General features: G+C 36.7%; 21 protein-coding genes and 2 pseudogenes. 12 read left to right on the top strand and 11 right to left on the bottom strand.

Features of this window, described 5'->3' with window-relative positions:
* Positions 1–25: 25 nt before the first annotated feature.
* The 4 genes and pseudogenes from LDM92_RS08365 to LDM92_RS08350 all read right to left on the bottom strand — a co-directional run.
* Positions 26–937, bottom strand: coding sequence for a LysR family transcriptional regulator (locus tag LDM92_RS08365; RefSeq protein WP_223902839.1), 912 nt, complete (start codon positions 935–937; stop codon positions 26–28).
* 195 nt (positions 938–1,132) lie between these two features.
* The gene (locus LDM92_RS08360; protein WP_223902838.1) at positions 1,133–2,344 is read right to left on the bottom strand and encodes an MFS transporter; all 1,212 of its coding nucleotides are present in this window, start codon (positions 2,342–2,344) and stop codon (positions 1,133–1,135) included.
* 357 nt (positions 2,345–2,701) lie between these two features.
* The gene (locus LDM92_RS08355) at positions 2,702–3,592 is read right to left on the bottom strand and encodes a LysR family transcriptional regulator (protein WP_223902837.1); all 891 of its coding nucleotides are present in this window, start codon (positions 3,590–3,592) and stop codon (positions 2,702–2,704) included.
* Between the two features lie 115 nt (positions 3,593–3,707).
* Positions 3,708–3,812: pseudogene (locus tag LDM92_RS08350) on the bottom strand (FMN-binding protein); the annotation flags it as partial.
* A 129-nt stretch (positions 3,813–3,941) separates the two neighbouring features.
* Between LDM92_RS08350 and LDM92_RS08345 the strand changes: the two are divergent.
* Both LDM92_RS08345 and LDM92_RS08340 read left to right on the top strand, forming a co-directional pair.
* Positions 3,942–4,112 carry a hypothetical protein gene (locus tag LDM92_RS08345; RefSeq protein ID WP_223902835.1) on the top strand — a complete coding sequence of 57 codons (171 nt, stop codon included), beginning with the start codon at positions 3,942–3,944 and terminating at the stop codon, positions 4,110–4,112.
* Positions 4,070–4,474: a hypothetical protein gene (locus LDM92_RS08340; RefSeq protein ID WP_223902834.1), complete on the top strand. Its 405-nt coding sequence runs from the start codon at positions 4,070–4,072 to the stop codon at positions 4,472–4,474. Before LDM92_RS08345 ends, LDM92_RS08340 begins: the two co-directional genes overlap by 43 nt.
* Before the next feature lie 513 nt (positions 4,475–4,987).
* Here the strand turns inward: LDM92_RS08340 and LDM92_RS08335 are convergent.
* On the bottom strand, positions 4,988–6,790 hold the full coding sequence (locus LDM92_RS08335) for an FAD-binding protein (protein WP_223902833.1): 1,803 nt from the start codon (positions 6,788–6,790) through the stop codon (positions 4,988–4,990).
* Between the two features lie 201 nt (positions 6,791–6,991).
* On the opposite strand from LDM92_RS08335, the gene LDM92_RS08330 reads away from it, so the two are divergent.
* The 5 genes from LDM92_RS08330 (at position 6,992) to lepA (ending at position 11,479) form a co-directional block, all read left to right on the top strand.
* Complete coding sequence (locus LDM92_RS08330; RefSeq protein ID WP_223902832.1) at positions 6,992–7,405, top strand: cupin domain-containing protein; 414 nt, start codon at positions 6,992–6,994, stop codon at positions 7,403–7,405.
* Between the two features lie 3 nt (positions 7,406–7,408).
* Entirely contained in the window at positions 7,409–7,726 is a 318-nt protein-coding gene (locus LDM92_RS08325; RefSeq protein WP_223902831.1) for a carboxymuconolactone decarboxylase family protein, read from the top strand.
* 191 nt (positions 7,727–7,917) lie between these two features.
* Entirely contained in the window at positions 7,918–8,886 is a 969-nt protein-coding gene (locus LDM92_RS08320; protein ID WP_223902830.1) for an asparaginase, read from the top strand.
* Between the two features lie 90 nt (positions 8,887–8,976).
* On the top strand, positions 8,977–9,663 hold the full coding sequence (locus LDM92_RS08315; protein WP_223902829.1) for a TetR/AcrR family transcriptional regulator: 687 nt from the start codon (positions 8,977–8,979) through the stop codon (positions 9,661–9,663).
* A gap of 1 nt (position 9,664) precedes the next feature.
* Entirely contained in the window at positions 9,665–11,479 is a 1,815-nt protein-coding gene (gene lepA / locus LDM92_RS08310) for a translation elongation factor 4 (RefSeq protein ID WP_223902828.1), read from the top strand.
* Positions 11,480–11,550: 71 nt separating this feature from the next.
* Here lepA and LDM92_RS08305 read toward each other — a convergent pair whose 3' ends face one another.
* On the bottom strand, positions 11,551–11,883 hold the full coding sequence (locus LDM92_RS08305; protein WP_223902827.1) for a hypothetical protein: 333 nt from the start codon (positions 11,881–11,883) through the stop codon (positions 11,551–11,553).
* A 566-nt stretch (positions 11,884–12,449) separates the two neighbouring features.
* On the opposite strand from LDM92_RS08305, the gene LDM92_RS08300 reads away from it, so the two are divergent.
* Positions 12,450–12,731, top strand: a complete 282-nt coding sequence (locus tag LDM92_RS08300; RefSeq protein ID WP_046332635.1) for a type II toxin-antitoxin system RelB/DinJ family antitoxin — start codon at positions 12,450–12,452, stop codon at positions 12,729–12,731.
* A pseudogene (locus LDM92_RS08295) lies at positions 12,721–13,062 on the top strand (hypothetical protein); the annotation flags it as partial. The gene LDM92_RS08300 and the pseudogene LDM92_RS08295, both read left to right, overlap by 11 nt.
* 488 nt (positions 13,063–13,550) lie before the next feature.
* Here LDM92_RS08295 and LDM92_RS08290 read toward each other — a convergent pair.
* Positions 13,551–14,243, bottom strand: coding sequence for a 2,3-diphosphoglycerate-dependent phosphoglycerate mutase (locus LDM92_RS08290; protein WP_034978190.1), 693 nt, complete (start codon positions 14,241–14,243; stop codon positions 13,551–13,553).
* A 158-nt stretch (positions 14,244–14,401) separates the two neighbouring features.
* On the opposite strand from LDM92_RS08290, the gene LDM92_RS08285 reads away from it, so the two are divergent.
* Positions 14,402–15,199, top strand: a complete 798-nt coding sequence (locus LDM92_RS08285; RefSeq protein ID WP_223902826.1) for a DUF6612 family protein — start codon at positions 14,402–14,404, stop codon at positions 15,197–15,199.
* Positions 15,200–15,415: 216 nt separating this feature from the next.
* Here the strand turns inward: LDM92_RS08285 and LDM92_RS09900 are convergent, their stop codons facing one another.
* Genes LDM92_RS09900 through LDM92_RS08270 form a run of 3 tightly spaced genes read right to left on the bottom strand, consistent with a single transcriptional unit; the run spans position 15,416 to position 16,814 of the window.
* Positions 15,416–15,754, bottom strand: a complete 339-nt coding sequence (locus LDM92_RS09900; protein ID WP_373868659.1) for an IS3 family transposase — start codon at positions 15,752–15,754, stop codon at positions 15,416–15,418.
* Positions 15,755–15,771: 17 nt separating this feature from the next.
* Positions 15,772–16,248 (bottom strand): IS3 family transposase, encoded by a 477-nt coding sequence (locus LDM92_RS08275; protein WP_223902825.1) that lies wholly within the window; start codon positions 16,246–16,248, stop codon positions 15,772–15,774.
* A 32-nt stretch (positions 16,249–16,280) separates the two neighbouring features.
* Positions 16,281–16,814 (bottom strand): helix-turn-helix domain-containing protein, encoded by a 534-nt coding sequence (locus LDM92_RS08270; protein WP_223902824.1) that lies wholly within the window; start codon positions 16,812–16,814, stop codon positions 16,281–16,283.
* A gap of 211 nt (positions 16,815–17,025) precedes the next feature.
* Between LDM92_RS08270 and LDM92_RS08265 the strand changes: the two genes are divergently transcribed.
* Positions 17,026–17,796, top strand: a complete 771-nt coding sequence (locus LDM92_RS08265) for a hypothetical protein (protein WP_223902823.1) — start codon at positions 17,026–17,028, stop codon at positions 17,794–17,796.
* Between the two features lie 136 nt (positions 17,797–17,932).
* The gene (locus tag LDM92_RS08260) at positions 17,933–18,904 is read left to right on the top strand and encodes a Gfo/Idh/MocA family protein (RefSeq protein WP_223902822.1); all 972 of its coding nucleotides are present in this window, start codon (positions 17,933–17,935) and stop codon (positions 18,902–18,904) included.
* Between the two features lie 188 nt (positions 18,905–19,092).
* Here LDM92_RS08260 and LDM92_RS08255 read toward each other — a convergent pair whose 3' ends face one another.
* Positions 19,093–19,887 carry an SLAP domain-containing protein gene (locus tag LDM92_RS08255; protein ID WP_223902821.1) on the bottom strand — a complete coding sequence of 265 codons (795 nt, stop codon included), beginning with the start codon at positions 19,885–19,887 and terminating at the stop codon, positions 19,093–19,095.
* Positions 19,888–20,620 lie beyond the last annotated feature (733 nt).

Genomic DNA, 20,620 nt, shown 5'->3' with positions numbered 1-20,620 from the left:
TCCAAAAACAACTTTTATTTGTGCATTACTTATTTTTATTCTCAGATAAATATTCGTTTATTGCTTTTTTTAATGTACTGGCCACTTTTTCAAGTACAGAGTCGTTTGTAAAGCTTTCCATGTATGCAATTCCATATGGTGAAATATCATGAAAATCAATGGGAATATATTTAATTCCCTCTGATTGATAATCTGCAATGAAGTTGGGCAAAATGCCATAGCCCCAGCCACCTCTAACATAAATATCCATGGCCAAAAAATCTTGTACAAATTTGATATGTTCCATTCCTAATTTATTGATCAAAGTAGTTTGAAAATTTAATTGCACATTTAAAGAACTGTTAGGATCAAGCAAAAATACGTCACGATCAATTAAATCTGAAATAGAGATCTTAGATTTTTCTGCTAAAGGAGAACCCTTTGGGCAAGCTACAACTACTTTGCCCTGAACCATTGGCTCAAAGTGAATATCTTCAACAACATCAACATCTTCTCGGGCAATTGCACACAAATCAACATGATGGTTGAGAAGTTCACCAATAGAATTGTTGAGTACAAAGACAAACTGAATGTTCAAGTTACTCCCAGATTCACGTAGTCTTCGTAAAAAAATCGGTAAAATTTTTTGTTCAAACGGTGTATCGCAGACCCCTATTCGCAAAAGCGTTTCAGGGTCATTCTTTTTACTTTGCAAGTATGCTACCGTGTAATCCATATCATCTACCACATTGCGCGCAACACGATAGAAGTACTTGCCAGCGCTCGTTAAGGAAATACGGTGATGAGCACGATTGATTAAAGTTACCCCCAGTGTATCCTCAAGATCCTTAATATTTTTCGAAACTGCCGACTGGGAGAAATTTAAGCGCTCAGCTGCAATAGTAAAACTGGAATTATCTATGGCCTTAATAAAACAGCGTAATTGAGTGAAATTCATTTTATTACCTCATCAAATTAACAAAAAATTTTCTTCCTGTGTATATTATACTAAAAATTTTTCGTAAAAATAAATTTGCCAAAAGTAGAATCCATACTTGATTTACTTGTTACTACTATTATTTTTGCCGATGAGGATAAAAAAAGCAAAATTCTATTTATGCTTTAGAGAATCTTACACTTTTTTGATTAAAAATCACCTACGTTTATTAACATTATTAGCATCAGGTAGTATAGCAATGAAAATTGCTGTTAAAGCAATAACAATACCTTGAATGAAGAAAGTAAAAATATAACTACGTCCAGCAATTAAGGAAATAAGAATTGGAACTACATAAGCAAGTAATAAAGTTACTGTTCCTATTAAGCCACCTGCAGAACCAGCATATTTTGGACCAATTTCAGGAAATTGAATAGGCATAGCCTGCATAATCGGTCCAGTCATTGACCCGAACAAGCCTCCAGCTACTAAGCTTATAACTAATGGCAATCCGGCAGGAACAAACCAAGTTATTGCCATTAAAATTGCTGAAACTAAAGTTACGGAAATCATGAATCCTTTTGCCTTTTTAAGTTTAGCAATAATAGCTGGCCCCAGTAAGGCACCAAAAAGACTGCCAAAAGAGGCAACTGAAGCAATAATTCCTGCAGTTGCGTCTGACATCCCTCTAGCAGCAAATGCTTGAGGCAGTATACCGGAAAATGCTGTCGAAGCAGCAGAACCTAGGCCGCCACAAATTGCAATTAACCACGTTTTTTTACTTTTAGTGGCAACTTCAAAGTATTTTATCGTTGATTCAGAATCAACAGTTTGCTTTTTTTGAATGCTTTCTCCTTCAGGGGCATCTTTAACAAACACAATCCAGCAAATAGCTAAAATTAATAAAACTATTGATGAAAAGATATATGCTGCATTGACACTTGGGAAAAAAGAACCCGTAATTTGCGAAAGAGCGGCACCAATTCCAGCAGAAGCAAAGAAAACTCCCATAGCCATGTTAGTATCTTGCTTGAACCAAATACCAAAAATTTTTATTGTATTTGCGTTTAATAATGACATGTACACACCAAACATTAATAACATGATCATCATTGACCAAAAATCTTTAGCAAATAGTCTGCCAAAGGCACCGATTACCGATATAATGCAACCTATACTTACTACCTTTTTTGCCCCAAACTTATCAGCAAGTGAACCAGCTGGTATACTTAAAAAAACTGCAATTAACATTGGCGCCATAAGTAAACTGGAAAATTGCGGAGGCGTAATGTGCAAAGCCGGCATGATCTGTGTAGCCAGCGCGGAAATTTGAAACTGCACATAATTACTAATGACATCCATTAAAGCGGCAATTGCCAAAATTACCCACCTATAATTCGATAGTTTAGGTAGTTGTTCTTTATCCATCTTAAAAGTCCTTTCATGAATACTTTTCACAAATTTATCTAAAGTTAGACTATTATTCATTAAAAATTTGAAGCAAATCTATACTCATAAATATAATTACTAAATAAAATATTATTTTTTCTTACGTCAGTATTTTTCTATGTAGAATATTCACACGTACAAAATAAGTAATTGCTTTCACAAAAACTTTTCCCATTAAATTTCATCCCTTCTAGTTCAAGCTCTTACTCTTCTCAAAGTAACATTTAGAAAACTTATTAAGACAAGACCATTAGAATTAAGAATAACTAAATGGAATGCTAAAAAAGCCACAAAAGTGATTGACTTTTGTGACTTATCAACATATTTTTGTATTTTTTACTCTAACACGTGGACACAGACTCGCTTAAAAGTATTGATTACTTTTGCAACATCCATGTCTTGGACCGACGAATTGATATAGGCAATGCCATAAGGTGAAATGGCCGGATAATCTAAAGTAACGTATTTAATAGCTGTTTTATCATAATCTTTAGCAAAATTTGGTATAACACCGTAGCCCCAGCCGGCTTTGACATACAGTTTCATTTTGAAAAAATCACGGACAAATTTAATGTGTTTAACACCTATTCCCGATATTAAATCATTCTGCGTTTTAAAATTGAGTGTACTGTTTGGATCAAACAAAAAGACTCTTTGCTTTTGCAAATCTGATAAAGTAATCATTTGCTGTTTACTTAAAGCGGAATTGACAGGACAAGCAACCAAAAATTTACCGGTAATTAATTTTACAAACTGAATATTTTGGATTGCTGCCACAGTATCATATGAAACCAAGCAGATATCTACATGATGATTTAAAATTTCAGAAATTGTAGTCTCCTCTACATTGATAAACTGGATATCAAGATTGCTATCATATGCACGTAATTTACGCAAAACTGCTGGTAATATCTCTTCTTCTAATGGTATTTCACAAACACCTATTCTTAATGAACTTCCAATCCTACCTTTTTGACTTTTCAGAAATTCAGTTGTGTTGTCCATGTCATCGACCATGTTACGTGCAATTTTATAAAAATATCTGCCGGCTTTGGTAAGAGTAATGCGATGATGCTCCCGAATTATAAGGGTAATTTCCAACTCATTTTCTAAATCTCTAATATTTTTTGAAATTGCAGGTTGAGTAAAGTTTAATTCTCTAGCAGCAAGTGTAAAGCTGGAATTATCAACAGCCTTGATAAAACATCGTAATTGTGTAAAGTTCATGTTAGTTTCCCGTTACTTATTTTTATCACTTTAATTCTCTTAATTGCAATTATAATATACAAAAATATCTTTACACCAAATTTTTTGAAAGAGTTGAAACAAATTTTAAAACTTACTATTTTATCTTACTTAGCGCATCCCTAACTGCGTCTTTGAGACCGCGCGATGAGCTTGAGGCACCACTGACTGCATCAACATCAATAGTATTTGCATAAAGCATATTTTCCCGCTACTTCTACCAAACAACATAAATGAGCTTATCGCAGTTGTTTAAAATATGTACTTATTGTTAATGCTAATATACAGTATTATAATGCTTATGATTGAAGTTAGATACGGAGGTAACTCAATGAAACTTAAAAAAATGTGGATTACACTTATAGCTATCTTTAGTTTGGGGATGATTGGCAGCATTGCAACAATTAAATTAGCTAATCCCGTACAAGCTAAAATTAATGTATCTGTTTTTCCAAAAAAATGCGTGGCACATGGTATCAATATGATAAACAAACTCATTTAGTCAATAAAGAGACCATAACTGCTAAAAAGTGGATATTCTATGAAGACAATGGTAAAAAAAGCATCTATCCATTACATGTTCTACCTAAAAATGGGTCACATTGGAATAAAATGAGCAAGAAAAAAGATAAATGGATGTATATAGTTAATATGCCTGTAAAGGTTCATGGTCACACTTGGCTAGCTATTCGAGGTTGGTACGAAATGACAGCTGGACCATTTTTCACTGTTTCTAAATTAAAAGGTCATCAAGTGCTAACTAATGCAGCTGGATACCTTGTTACTGGTGCAAACCATTGGTATCATTCGGTAAAACTCGCTAAAAAATTAAAAAATAAGCATTATGCACACTTTGTTTATTAAATTTCACCTTTTAATAATGAAATTAAAACTTATTTAAATAAAAAAGTCTGGAAAAGCCATTGATCGTTTCTACAAACATTTTTCATTTCTTTCACTACCAATGGGTTCAACCTAGTAGCATTCAAGCTACTTTGGTAATATACATAGCAACAAGCAGAGACTCATTAATTATAATCTGATCTAGCATCATTTTAAAAGCCAATCTAAAACAGCTTTTAGAAGTAGAACCTGCAAACGTATTCTACTACCAACGTAAATTAGTTGTAGAATCAGTTCTCAACATTTGTTAGAGACTTTTAGCTTATAGCGAACGCACTTCAGATGATAGACATAATTTGAAAACAATCTCAATTTTATGTTTTTAACAATGGATTTGAACAAATATTGTCACAAAAATGCCATACCACATTGACAAATAAAGCTACTGATTAAAACATAGTAGTAAGAAAAGCAGGCAAATCACTAAAATTGTGGTTTGTCTGCTTTTTATCTAGATCTTTTTAGTAATACTTACTACTTTATTTTACTTAGCGCATCCCTAACTGCATCTTTGAGACCGCGCGATGAGCTTGAGGCACCACTGACTGCATCAACATCAACGGTATTTTCCTGAACCATTTTGGAAGGTAAAGTCTTGATAGCTTTCAAGCCATAGTCATCCGACTCAGCTTGTTTCAAAACTTCAATATTCTTCAAGTTCTTTTGCTCATCAACAGTTACCCGGACAACTATTTCATCACCCATACCTTTAGTTGATTTACCAATATATTGGTTTTCTCCTGTTTCATAGGTTTCGTGTTTAAGATCTGAAGTTAAATGCTTTTCAGGCATAGTAGCACCGCTTGCTGCATCGGTTGTTTCATCAGCCTTTGGTTTAGCCGCATTTTCTCCAGCAATCTTGCCCCAAATCAAACATTCTGCCAAATTATTGCCACCTTGATATTGGTTAGCACAGATACCGCCAAGTTCACCAGCAGAATAAAGATTAGGAATAGCTTTGCCTCTAGTATCCAAAATTTCCGCATTCTTATTTCTTCTTGGACCACCTTGAGTGTTAAGCATTGTCTGTTCCAGTTTGACGGCATAAATTGTGTTACCAGTAAATGCACGCAAAGTTGCTGGATCTCTTCTAAATTCGGGATCGTCTTGTTCTTGACAAGCTTGATTGAAACGACTGAGAGTGTCAGACAAAACTGCCGGTTCAACACCAATTTTATCGGCTAATTCTGCAGCAGTGTCAGCCTTGATAACATTTTCTGTGTATGGTTTGTAATCGCCAATAATTTTATCGCTATCTAATTCATGCTTTTTAGTTTCATCAAAAATCAAGTATGGGTGCTCTTGATTTAGCGGCACTTTCCATTGACCATGATTCTTGATATGGCCATGGCGGTTTTCTTCAGTTTCATTAAAGTATCTGGTACCGTCATCACCGATAACAAACGAACTGCCGCTAGAAACAGCTTCATTTTGGGCTCCCAGCATTAAACGACCGCGTTGTCCCGCTGGTACCGCAAAAGCCATACCATGAAGCAGGCCTAAAGACTCATAATTATGTAAATGCCAAAAATCAGCGCCAACTTCCAGGGCCATTCTCAGACCATCACCTTTGTTGTAAAGGGTGCCTAAAGGTGCCAGTCTTTTGGCGCCAATAAAGTCTTCAATCATCCTTTGGTTATTTTCAAAACCACCGGTGGTCATGACAACACCATTTTTGGCCTGAATTTTGAGCAATTTGCCATCACGCTTAATCACTACGCCGTAAATCTTTTTAGTTTCCGGATCTTGAATTAGTTCTTGAGCAGGCGTGCTGTACAAAACATCAATTTTGTCTTGCCGTTTCACTACTTGCTCTTTTAAAATCTGCCATAAGGAAGCATCAAACCAATGTTTAGTGACAGTGGTAAAATCGTAGGACTCTGAACCTGGAAATTCCGGAAATTCTCTGAAAGCATAACTTTTGTCAGGGGCATATTCCTTAGCACTATTTGGTCTAACACCCAAATATTTTGAAACATATTCAGGAATGTGCACCATCCCGTCGACATAAGTATCAATCATCTCTTCGTCAAGTTCCATTGGCGCTGTTAGTTTCTGATAATACTTTTTCAACTCATTAAAGTCATTGCCAGTACCAATTAATTGGGCAGAATACCGGGTATTACCACCTTCGTGCCCTTCAGGAGCTGCATCAACCAGCAGCACTTTAGCGTCATGATCAGACGCAAACCGAGCAGCGGTGGCACCAGCACCGCCAAATCCTAAAACAACAACATCATAATTGGCATCCCATGCAAAATCTTTATGATAAATCATATAAATCTCCTTTGTATAAATCGCTTTCATTTATCAAATTAATTTTATCACATTACTTTTTAACAAAATAACAAATTCACAAAACAATAACTAATTATTAATAAATGTAATTTAACTCATATTTAATGTTAGAATAATTTGACTTAAAGTTCACTTTAAGGATTAAAGTAATCGTATAAATCAGGTAAAAGGAGAATCAAAATGGAAAATCACAAAGATGAAGTACAAAATGGTATTTTTGCTTTAGGTGAAAAAAATACTGCATATCAAAAATATTTTAAGGGTCAAAGCTACCTGCAAAGTTTAGTTAGTGATCCTGATATTAATGTCAGCGTCTCAAATGTCAGTTTTGAGCCCGGTTGTCGCAACAACTGGCACCAGCATATTGGCGGCTTTCAGATTTTGTTAGCAACAGCTGGTACGGGCTGGTATCAAGAAGAAGGCAAAGCGCCTCGTAAATTGCATCCTGGTGATGTAGTGGTCGTTCATGACAGTGTTAAACATTGGCATGGCGCAACTAAAGACAGTTGGTTTGCGCATATTGCTATCACTGCGGGAACACCCAAGTGGCTGGAACCTGTTACAGATGAAGAATATGGAAAATTGGAGGATTAAAAAATGAAAAAGCAAACAGCTGGTAGAGATAACTTAGGTGATTTTGCACCTAAATTTGCAGAATTGAATGATGATGTTTTATTTGGTGAAGTCTGGTCAAGAGAGGACAAGTTGTCTGCTCATGACCGTAGTTTAATTACTTGTGCCGCATTAATGGCACAAGGCGCTTTTCCCCAACTTAAATCACATATGATTATGGGCAAAAAGAACGGTATTACCAAAGACGAAATGGTGGAGTTGATTACCCACTTGGCTTTTTATTGTGGCTGGCCTAAAGCATGGTCTGCATTTGGTCAAGCGCAAGAGGTTTTCGCTGATTAAAACTTTTAACATAAACGGCTGGTCTGTTTGCTCATATGACGGCCAAATTTGTCTTAAATTTGAGGGTCATATCACTGCTTCATCTGGCAGTTTTTTTATGTCTAAAAACTTTGACTGTTGAAGGTATCAGCAGCTGAAAATTTATGTTACTCTTGATAGGTATTAAAAGAATTTACGGGAGTATAAGGATCATGAGCAAAAAAATTTTAATTTTACACACTGGTGGCACCATTTCAATGTCAGAAGATGAAAATGGCAAAATTAAGCCCAACAGTCAAAACCCATTAGCTGACTTGTCTTTAAACGTTGATGATGACGTGGAGTTAGTTACAGAAGAAATTTTTAATTTACCCTCGCCCCATATGACTCCTGAGCGTATGTTGCAACTTTCTTTGCGGATCCGCCAAGCAGAAGCCGAAGGCTTTTTTGGGGCAGTCGTGACTCACGGCACAGACACTCTGGAAGAAACAGCTTTATTTTTAGATTTAACCATTTCCAGTAAAATGCCTGTGGTAGTAACCGGAGCTATGCGCTCTTCTAATGAAATTGGCAGCGACGGGTTGTACAATTTTAGAACCGCAATCATGGTCGCCAGTTCTGATGCTTCTATTGGCAAAGGTGTTGTAGTTGTGATGAATGATGAAATTCATCCCGCCCGTTATGTTACGAAGACCCATACTACAAATGTTGCTACTTTTCGCACCGCTACATTTGGTCCTATAGGTGTTGTATCTGAAGGTCACGTTAATTACGTGCAAACTATCAATCCCCAGCAACACTTACCAATTGACCACATTATTGCAAATGTTTATTTAGTAAAGGCCTATGCAGGAATGGGACCAGAAATTTTGCAAGCCTTGGATAAAACGACAACTAGTGGAATAGTGATTGAAGCTTTAGGTGCCGGCAACATGCCCCCACAAACACTGCCAGCACTGCAAAAACTGCTTGATAACGGAATTCCCCTGGTATTGGTTTCCCGTTGTTTTAACGGTATCGCTGAACCAGTTTATGATTATCAAGGTGGCGGTGTTGGCTTAGCCAAAATGGGTATTATCTTTTGTCGCGGTCTCAATGGCCAAAAGGCCAGAATTAAACTCTTAGTGGGCTTAAGCGCCGGACTTCATGGTGAACAATTAAAGAAATACATTAATAAATAAAATATGTGTTCAAGCCAGCTGCAAGCGTAGCTGGTTTTTTGCTTGCAAAAATTAATAATTATTTGTAAAATGACCGTTGGTCATTATTGAATGAAAGGAGCACAAAATGTCATTATGTATGTCTTAACTCCCAAAGAAAAAGAAGCCAAAAAGCAGCTAATTGCGGCTGCTGCCAGTAAATTATTTCAAAAAAATGATTTTAACCAAATATCCATGGCGCAAATTGCCCATGAATCAGGCGTAGCCAAAGGCACACTATTTAATTACTTTAAAACCAAAGAAAACATCTTTATGTATCTGCTGCTTTCTGGTTATCAAGACTACCTCAAGGAAGTACGCCAGCGTTTTCAAAAAACTGCAAGTATCACTTCTTGGAATGACTTTACTGCTTTTTTATTAGAACAAAATCACCTGTTAATACGTGAAAGGCCCGATTTATTGCGTCTTAACGCATTACGAGGGCCAATTTTAGAGGCAGCGGCTGACAGAGAACAAACTTTGGTCGGTCGGGAAAAATTATATGAAATAAACCAGCAACTGGGACAGGCGATTGCTGCAAGAATCACACTATTAAGCGTTAAACAGGCCAGTCACCTTTTTATTATTCAAAGCGCCATAATTAGCGGACTCATGAACATGATGAACTTGGACGAATTTCATCATGACCAGTTACCCGTCGATTTTAAGGGCTTTCAAATTGATCTCGAACAGGAAGCCAATCAAATAATGTTGTTTTACTTACAAGGATTGCAACAAAAACTGGAGGGAAATAAATAAAATGAAACTCGCGAACATCAGAAATTTTGCCATAATTGCTCATATTGATCATGGTAAATCAACCTTAGCTGACAGAATTATGGAACAAACTGATACTGTGAGTAAAAGGCAGTTAAGTGACCAACTACTCGATAGCATGGAAGTTGAACAAGCTCACGGAGTAACAGTTAAGTCGCGCTCAGTGCGTAACTTTTATCAAGCTGACAATGGGCAGGAATATGAATACAATTTAATCGATACACCGGGACACGTTGATTTTTCCTACGAAGTCTCTAAAAGCCTCGCTGCCAGCGATGGTGCTATTTTATTAGTTGACGCAACCCAAGGCGTGCAAGCACAAACCGTAGCCAACTTACGTTTAGCTTTAAAGCATAACTTGACCATCATTCCGGTGATTAATAAGATTGATAATGCGGCTGCTGACGTTGCGGCAACAGAAGCGCAAATTCGTGCGCTGCGTCCCGAATTCGCTGATGTGGATATTTTAAAAATTTCTGCTAAAACAGGAGAAAATGTTCATCAAGTATTAGAAGCAATTTACCAAAAAATCCCAGCTCCTCAGGGAAAACCCGCTGCAGCACTTAAGGCACTGATTTTTGACTCGCAATATGATTCTTATCAGGGAATTATTGCGGACGTTAGACTAATTGACGGCACGTTAAAAAGCCAACAAAAACTGGAATTAATGCAGAACGGCAGCACATTTAATGCTCAAGCAGTGGGAATCTTCACGCCAGATATGAAGCCGGTAAAGGAATTAAATGCTGGAGAAGTCGGCTATCTTGTGACTGGGATTAAGGATGTTGCCAGCGTTCAGGTGGGCGATACTTTAACCGCTGCAGACAATCCGACTAAAAACGCGATTCCACACTTCAAGCCCGCGCAATCAATGGTCTATGCTGGTCTTTATCCTAAAGGAAATACCAGCTATGAGGCTTTAAAACAGGCTATTAGTAAGCTAGCTCTCAATGATTCGGCTTTTCATTACACCCCAGAACAGTCCGAGGCTCTCGATGCCGGCTTTCGTTGCGGCTTTTTAGGTATTTTCCATTTGCAAATCATCCAAGAAAGATTGCGCGATGAATATCATGTGGAAGTGCTGACAACCGCGCCCAATGCTACCTATCACGTTTACCTCAAGCAACCTCAGCCTAAGCAAGAATACCTCACTATCACTAACCCAGCGAAATTTCCTGACTTTTCTGAGATTGATTACGTCACTGAATCTTATGTCAAAGCAGTCATTACTACGCCCAATGAATATTTAGGAGCAGTCATGAAATTATGTGACCAGCATTTTGGGGAAATGGTCAACTTGGACAACCAACAAGATTTAGTCACATTAACATACAAACTGCCGGTGTCTGAAATTGCCTATGACTTTTTCAACAGCTTAAAGTCAATTACTCATGGCTTTGCGACTCTTGATACCGAATTTCTGGATTACGAACTGGTTGATGTAGTCAAAATTCAAATTCAGATCAACTATGCCGCTGTTGATGCTCTCGATATTATTGTGCCGCGACAAAAAGCCGATTTGATCGCCCATAAGTTGGTCAAAAAATTAAAATATACGGTTCCACGTCGTTTATACCCGATGCCGGTGCAAGCAATGGTGGAAAACAAGTCAATTGCGAGAGTTGACGTGCCGCCTTTACGTAAAAATGCGGCTGTTAATGGCGAAAAACGGAGTATTTCGAAGAAACAACAACTTTTGCGTAGACAAAGTCTAAACAAAAGGCAAGCCGTTAAAAGTGACATTAAGTTGCCGCAGAGCGTCTTCGATGCCATTTTAAATATTAATGAACCGGATTAGAAATTTTTCAACACCCATTTCAAGAAAAAGACAATCAATTATTTTTACGTAATTGATTGTCTTTCTTATTTTCAGCCTTGATAGATCTCTAACTTTACTAGCCCGATTAATCCAGCTGGTGGAATAATACCAAATTGGGATTCTGGATCTTGAATTTTAATAGCCAAGTTATTTACCGTTTCAATTTCAATTTTATTTGGACCTACTTTTAAGAATGGTGTTATAGCAAAAGTTGAGTTTTGCTCAATTGTTCTTCCCACTAATTTGCCATTAACCTTTAGTTCAGTGACTTCACCGATTTGTCCTAGATTAATTAAAAACTCACCTGAAAGTTTAGCGATTGTTATAGTAGCTGAATAACTACTTTTGCCAGAGTAATTCTTAAAACCTGGTAAAGAATTCACATCCCTTAAGTCAAAATTTTTGAAACACTGACCTGCAATTTTTAAATCCAGTTTGAAATTTCTTTTTCTTCAATTAGCGACTTAACCAGCCTACGATAAATATAGGTAAAAATAGGGCTTTGTCTCCCTTTATAGCATGATAACGTTGCTTTTTAATTTTTTAATGTGGGAAAGTTATACTCCTCCTGTTTATTTTGGCCATTCTTAAGATAATCAATGTACAACATTACATCTTCACGATTTAAATGTTCAAGAGTATCAAGCCCAATATCGATATTATTTTAGTCTTACTAATTCCAGTATTACGTAGCTAAGTTGAAGAGCACCTAATTTCTGTTAAATATTGATATTTAGTTGTCTGAACAGATTCTTACCTAAGTAAAATTCTTTATAATATCTATTATACAAGATCAAGGGAAAAGCCACATTTGGTCAGACGAAGAAATTAAAACTAAGCAGTAGCGAAGCGGTTAAAATTAAAGCAAAAGCTCAAAAAGGCATAGAAATTGAAGTAGCACTCAAACAGTAGTATAATTAGAGTACTATTTGAGAGAGGCGAGATAGTCATGGCAGTTAAAGATAAAAAAAGAGTTCAAGTACAAATTGATAAAAACTTGGCTGAAAATACCGAAGCAGTTTTAAGTGAGTTGGGCCTAACACCCACCACGGCTATTAACATGCTTTATAAGCAAATCGTTGCAGATGGTGCTTTACCCTTTAAGCCAACTTTAAGTGAAACAGAACGAGCAGAGTTACGTTTTTTAAAGGCCACTGAAAATACTCCAATAGTGGAGTTTAAAGACGCTAAAGAAGTTGCTAATTGGCTAAATGATCCAAATGAAGACTAATGACCTAATTAGCTTATACGTTAGTTATGTAGAAACTAATGGTGGTAAGCGTAGACCAGTATTAATTCGCAAGGTTTCGGCGCAAACAGTTGAAGCTTATAAAATTACCAGTAAGTACAAAAATAAATCGGCTTATATCAGGCAACAGTATTATCCAATTAAAGAATGGCAAGCTGCCGGTTTAATGAAACCCTCATGGGTCGATATTGGTAAGCTTTACCGCTTTCCCAAAAAAGGTTTAACCTTTAAGGGAATCGGTCATTTAAGTAAGCGAGATCAAAATGAAATTGCTGATTTTGCTATTGCTTTGAAATCCAAAAGAAAAGGCAAAAACTAAAGAACAAAACCGATCTGCCTAGTAATTGGACAGATCGGTTTTTAATATCTTTATGGCAAGATCACTCTGATAATATATTGATCAGCATATGGCGGGTAGCCATGTTTTTTTACTTAGTTCTTTTAATTCATTAATAATCTTGTTTGTACTAATGTTTTACTTTTTTCATTTTAAAAGCTATATTAGTAGCTTTAAGCATTGAAATGTCGTTTAATATAATTTCTTATAAGGAATCAATTCCTGGAAAAAACTATACTTTGCACGGTATTGCTATAGTGGAAAATGTAAAAATTAATTTTTAGACAAAAAGATAAATCAAGTATTTCTTTTGGAAAAGACTTGATCTATTTTTTCCAAAATTAAAAGAACATGCTGACAATATGGTCAGCAACTTGACGCTTCTGTCAAAATTCACAAATAAACTGTAACTACAAAAAAATTCCTAACCGTGAAAGTTAGGAATTTTATTTTTCAGTTTAAAATTAGTCGTCTAATTTTTCTTTGTTAGTGACATTCAACTTGTCATCAAAGGTGTAAACTACTGGTTCACCGGTCTTCATTTCCAAGTTCATAATATCAGCATCAGAAATGTTTTCGATGTACTTAGTCAATGCACGAAGTGAATTACCGTGAGCTGCAATAATAACGTTCTTGCCAGCTAACAGGTCTGGAGCAATGTGGTCTTCCCAAAATGGCATAACTCTTTCCAAGCAAACCTTTAAGTTCTCAGTCCGAGGAATGATGTGGGGATCAAGATCGGCATAACGACGATCATGAACTTGGCTATATTTAGAGTCATCCTCAATCTTTGGTGGCAAAACATCATATGAACGACGCCAAATGTGAACTTGTTCATCACCGTATTTGTCAGCAGTAGCCTTCTTGTTTAAGCCTTGCAAGCCACCGTAATGCCGCTCATTTAATCTCCAGCTCTTAGTTTCGGGAACCCAAAGTTGGCCGCTTTCTTCCAAAGCATAGTGTAGAGTCTTAATAGCACGAGTTAAAACAGATGTATAAGCTTGATCGAACTGCAGACCATGTTCCTTAATTAACTTACCTGCGTTCTTTGCTTCTTCAACGCCTTTTTCTGATAAATCTACATCAATCCAGCCAGTAAATTTATTTTCAAGGTTCCATTCACTTTGTCCGTGACGAATCAAAACTAATTTTGACATGAAATATCTCCTTTGCAAATTAAATGTTTCACTTACTATTTTACACATTTACATTTTGTTTTCATAGGGTTTAGGACTAAAAATCATTTTTTAAATTCAAGTTTTACGATACAATAGATATAATGATGATTATAAGAAAAGGGAATATCTAACTCACTATGAAATTCAAAAAAATATTAATGGGCTTGAGCCTAGTTGCAGCGCTAGTTGCAGGTGGATGCTCCAAGCAGAAAAAGCAAAGCGAACCAATTCTAACTAAAAGCCAAGTAATCAAATGTTCACAGAAATCATTTAAGAGCGGCCAAGCTAAGCAGATCGTAACCCTTGGTACCGATACTTCTAAGCAAGTTGTTGCTACGACTGCTCTTTTTGGTGGCAATCCTACCGTATTTCAACTTAACTACCAAACGCAAGCTAAAGGTAAAACACAATCTTCGCAAGAATGGGTTGATAATTCCAATCACGTTTATATTAATGGCTCAAGTGACTGGTATAAAGCTGATTTTAACAAAATAACCGGACATACTTACGCTGATTTACTTGATTCTATAGTTAATAATTCAATGCTGATGGACCCACCCAAAGCTCTTACTAACGCTTATAAAATGACTAGAAAAGGTCATACTTATACATTAACGGCATCTATCAAAGACCAGAAAACGATGAAAGATGCATTAGATCCGATATTTACTACCAATACTCAAAGTCCCAAGCAAAAAACCATCTATCACAAATTAGTCAAAATGGGCAAAATTAAAGGTATGACTGCAAAACTTGTGGTTAAAAATAAAAAGATGTATAGCTTTGAATATCTAGTTAAGGTTAAAGTAAATAAACTAATGCAATTTAGTGCTGGACAGAGTTATGGCAACATGGGCAGCAAAGACTTCTTAAAGATCCCTACCAATGCTCTTAATGCCAAGCTACTGCCTAAAACTAACAAAAAGAAAAAATAGCTTTAAATAAAATATAACGGTAACCTCGAAACGAGAAATTTCGGGGTTTTTATTTGTGTAAGACTTCTAAGATAATTCTTTGACCAGAGACAAAACCAAGACTTGCAAATTTAGGATTAATTAATTCATCAAAAACCTGTTTTTTTAAGCCTAATTTATGTAAAAAATTAAAAAATCATACTCTCTGAAGTTAACCCCTAGAATTGGACGTTAACATTAATTCATGTTTGCTAAGGCCGTATTCCGATATCCAATCGGGGTGCGGCCTTTTAGCGTGTGCCTGATTCTAGCTTGATTGTAGTATTTAATCCATTTTTCCATGGCCTCCTGCAGCGCCTTCCTAGTAGGATAGGTATAGGTGTAGTAGTCTAGCTCAACCTTCATGATGTGAAAGAGACTCTCGCAGGCCGCATTGTCGTGGCAGGTCGCCCGTCGCGACATGCTTTGAAAAACCTGGTGCTGCTTTAGGGTCTGACAGTATGCTTTGGACTGGTATTGAATGCCCTGGTCGCTGTGAATCGTCATGCGGTAAGGCAGTTTGGGCCGGATCGCCAAAACCTGCTTGAGTCCATCTAGAACATATTTGGTCTGCGGCCGCTGACTGATATGGTGTAGCTGATGATTTCACCGCTGTAAAGATCTTTAAAGGGCGAGAAATATAACCGTTCGCTCATGCTCTTATTGCCATAGCGAAACTCGCTGATATCGGTGACTACCTTTTGGTAGGGCCGATCGGTCTTAAACTTCTGGTGGAAGCGATTCTTCGCCTTCTTGCCTTGCGGACCTTTTGATGAATCATACTTGCCCGCACGCAAGTTGTATTTGCGGGCCAGCAGCTTGTGCTCCTTCATCAGGCGGTAAATGCGTTTATGGTTCACCTGCAAGCCGTACTTGATTTTTAGCGTGTCGGTCATGGGCAGGTAGCCGAAGCTGGGATTATGCCTTTTAACCACTTTAATCAGCGACAGTAAAGCCAGATCGCTGTATTTTTTCCGCCTGTTGCGCGGGTGATACTCGTAGGTGCTCTTGGCTAAAAAGCTATAGTGCAATAGTTCTTGCAGTTGATAGTTGTGCTCATGCCTTAACTCTTGGATGATGGTCCGTTCTTCTTGCGTTGAGCGTCTTTGCGCCGAGCTAAGGCTTCGACTTTTTTTAGGTAGTCGTTCTCAATGTGGAGCTGACGGTTTTCTAAGCGCAGCCGCTCTAATTCAGATAACTCGCTGCTGGTATACTTAACTGGTTTTTTAGGCGATTTGTTCATTGGTGGTCGGCCTCGTTTGGTAAAGAGCGCATCAAGCCCGCCTTCGTCAAAACGTTTTTGCCAAGTACAAATTAAGCTGGGTGTGGCAATTTTGAAGTGAATGGCGGTATTTTGATAGGTCTCGTCATGTTCTTTTCTCCAGTTTAAGACTTGAAGCTTGAATTGACCACGATAATTTTGCGAGGTGTGCCGAATTTCTAGGCCCTTAACGCCAAAGTACTGGTATTGTGCAGCCCAGGTATCAATTAGTTGATGTGATCCGGTGCCAATCATTTGCGCCACAGAATGGCTGCTGTAGCCTTCTTTGAGCAAGTTAAGCGCTTGTAATTTTTGTTTGACGGTAAATTTAACCATAGTAAAACCCTCCAGTTGGATTTTTGTCCAATCTCGAGGGTTAACTTCACTCATTAATGTACAAAACAATTTTATCATTTTTAAACTCTATTACTTCAATGATGCAGTTGTAACACTAAAAAAATCGGACAAGTTTTTATATCAACTTGACTAAAAATGCTATATAATTTCCTTAAGGTAAAATAAGAATATTAAAAAGGAGATGTCCACAATGAAATTGAAGAAATTTTTGACGGCTATGTTATTGTCTGTCACTCTAGTTGGTGGTGGTCTAACTCATGCAAAAACAGTCGATGCCGCATTATCAAAAAAGCAGGCTATTGCAATTGTTGAAAAGAAACAGAGCAACCAAACTAGTGGCCAATATACTACCAGCACGAAGATTAAAAGTGGTAAGCAAAAAATAGATTTCGCTTCTCATGGTGCTTTTACCACCAAGCCTGAACTAGTTCAAGCCATTACTACAGTAAAATCTGGTAAACACGCTGAAACAGTAGAGCAATGGATTGATATGGACGCAAAACGTGTCTACACCAAAGCAGATGGCAAATGGCAATATACACCGATTGCAGACGCTGATACTGCCAAAACTGATATAAAAAAATATAGTAGCGATCTGAAGAAATTTGCTAAAAGCATCACTACTGATTTGAGCAAAAATGCCAAACTTAGTCATAAAGATGGAGTTTATACCCTCAAAAGTAATGTCAATATTACTAAGGCAAGTAAATTTCTGAACAAAATTTTTAAAGACTATAAGGTAGATCTCAAGTCGTTTAAAAAGCACGTTAAACTCAGCAAGTGTAATGTTACTTTTAAAATCAAAGATAAAAAAGTAACAAGTACTGCTACTTCTTTTAAAATGAACTACGACAAAAAAACCCCAGCTTCATTCAACTTTAGAATCTTTGGCTTAGGCGATTCCGACTCTTTGAAGTTACCAGATGAAGTTAAAAATGCCACTGCAGCTCCAGCAAACTAATGTTACTAAAAATATGGAAAAACAATTTTTAGTAAATATTTAACTATCATAAATTATGGTGCTTTTAGGTTACTTAATGAGCTAAAATGACTATAGAGTCATTTAAATATTTTCATTAGTAATCGGAGGTCCAAAAATGAAATTAGGAATTATTGGCAGTGGTAAAATTGTTCACGATTTTTTAACGACTGCTGCTAAAATTAAAGGCCTTGAACTTGCAGCAATCTCCACTACCAAACGTAGCCAGCCAATTGCGACAGATTTAGCTAAACAATATAACATTAAAGAAGTTTTTGCAGATAACGAGCAGTTGTGTCGCGATGAAAATGTCGACACAGTTTATGTAGCCGTGCCTAATTCTTTACATTATGAAATTGTAAAAGAAGCTCTTCTTGCAGGCAAAAATGTTATTTGCGAAAAGCCATATGTAGAAACTGTTGCTCAAGCTAAAGAACTTAAAGAAATAGCTGATAAAAGGGATTTAATCATAGTTGAAGCAATCACAAATATTCATCTGCCAAATTTTAAAGCAATTAAACAGCAAGTAGCTGAAATTGCACCTATTCACATTATTTCTTTAAACTATACGCAATATTCCAGTCGCTATGATGATTTTTTGCAAGGTAAAATTGCACCTGTATTCGATCCCGCTAAAGATGGCGGAACTCTCACGGATTTAAATATTTACAATATTCACTTAGCTGTTGGTTTATTCGGTGAACCGGAAAAAGTGCAATATTATCCCGTAATGCAAAAACAAGTTGATACTTCAGGCATACTTAATTTAGTTTATCCTGATAAACAAGCAGTTTTAATTGCTGCAAAAGACAGCTATACTACTCCCAGATCATTTATTGAAGGTGAAAAAGGAACTATCTATTTTGACGGTTCAACTGGTGTTATTAAAAGCTTCATGGTTGAACACAGACACGGTGATAACAGTAAGTTCAACTTCAATCAGTTTGATCACCGGATGGCAAGTGAGTTTACGGATTTTGTGAAAATTATTGATACCCATGACACACAGAAAGCTAATGATTTATACGAGCATAGCATAGCCGTCATGGATGTATTAGCTAGAGCAAAGCAGTCTGTTTCTAATAATTAAGACTTATTGACTAAAAACGCAATCAGTTCTCCAGTTGAGAAAGTTGCGTTTTTTTGTATCAAAAAAAGAGGTCCGAGAATCTTTTGAAGACCTGTAAAAGCAAGTCTTCAAAAACACCTAAAACCTCTTTATCTATGATATTAAATTTACTCAATAATTTGTATCAAAAGTAAATTAATGATTACTCATTACTTTGAAGGATTTGAAGGGGTTGAGCCATTAGAACCTGTTGAACCAGTAGAGCCGTTAGACCCGTTGGAACTAGTTGAGCCAGTGGAACCGTTAGAACTGGTTGAGCTAGTTGAACCAGCTGAGCTGCCGTTTGAGCCTGTTGAGCTAGTTGAACCAGCTGAGCTGCCGTTTGAGCCTGCTGAGCTAGTTGAACCAGCTGAGCTGCCGTTTGAGCCTGCTGAGCTACCGTTGGAACCGGTTGAGCCATTAGAACTAGTTGATGGGGTTGAAGTTGGTGTTGTAGCAGTCTTCTTCTTAGCTAAAGCACTTACTTTAATGTATCCTGCTAAAGTTGAGTAGTACTTCTTGCCCTTAATGGTAACAGCTGCACCAAATACAGTTACTTTTTGGCCCTTACGAACTTTACCGTTCTTCAAAGCTTTGCCACTTCTGGTAACCAAAACAGTGTTCTTAGCTACTTTAGCAGCCTTACCAGTAACATTTACAGCCTTGACATATTGGTTCTTACCAACTTTGTAGTAAACCTTGCCCTTAACAGTCTTTTTGCCAAGAACAGTTACTTTTTGACCAACCTTAAGTGTCTTCTTAGTCTTAACTAATTTCTTGCCCTTAAGCTTGTAAACAGCAGAATTAGCACCGACTTTCTTGGTCTTAGCGGCCTTCTTAGCTGCACTAACTTCAGTTGGGGCACTACTTAGAGAGTTGGTTGGTAACTGATTAACACCAACAGCTAATAATGATGCACCAGCTACTGAAACTATCATTTTCTTATAAAAACTATTTTTACTCATTTTTTTGAGCCTTCCTTTTTTCATTGACATTTCGACGCCCCTAGCTAAACAGTCTTAAGAACGCTATAACTCTCATTGAGTTACATGAAAGTTATTTTATCACTATAAGCACCTAAAAAAAAGACTATTGTTTTAATATATTATTTTTTATTTAAAGTTTATTCAGACTATGTAATAGATTACTATACAAAGTATATTGTAATATATTATGTACATAGTAATTATATTAAAAACCGGTTTATACCTTAATAAAACTGGCAAATAAAATAAGAAAGTATATTGATTATTGTAATAGTAACTTCAATATGATCAAACTAAAAGGACCAACTCCGATTGAATTTCAGAAATTAGTCCTCATAAATAGACAAAAAATATGTTCCAGTTTTAAGATTTTACATTATTTAAATAGAAAGCTTTGTTTTTGAACCAAAAAAGCCTAAGCCCACCCAATTACCTAAATCATTTAGATTCAACCAATTGGAAATAAGCTTATGGCTTTTTTATTTATCCTTGACTACAAAAGAATAAAATTAAGTAATTAAACTCTTATTTATTACTACTTTTGAGTACCTTTTGAATCGTTCTTATCGTTACCTTTGTTACCTGAACCGGTGTTGTTTGAGCCATCAGCTGGCTTGTTTCCATCTGAGCTGTCGGAGCCAGTTGAACTGTTTGATGCGTTTGAGCTGTCGGAGCCAGTTGAACTGTTTGATGCGTTTGAGCTGTCAGAGCC

Source organism: Lactobacillus laiwuensis (assembly GCF_019972835.1).
Taxonomy (GTDB): domain Bacteria; phylum Bacillota; class Bacilli; order Lactobacillales; family Lactobacillaceae; genus Lactobacillus; species Lactobacillus laiwuensis.
The sequence above is the reverse complement of the archived record's forward strand: the minus strand, read 5'-3'. Positions and strand labels throughout refer to the sequence as shown.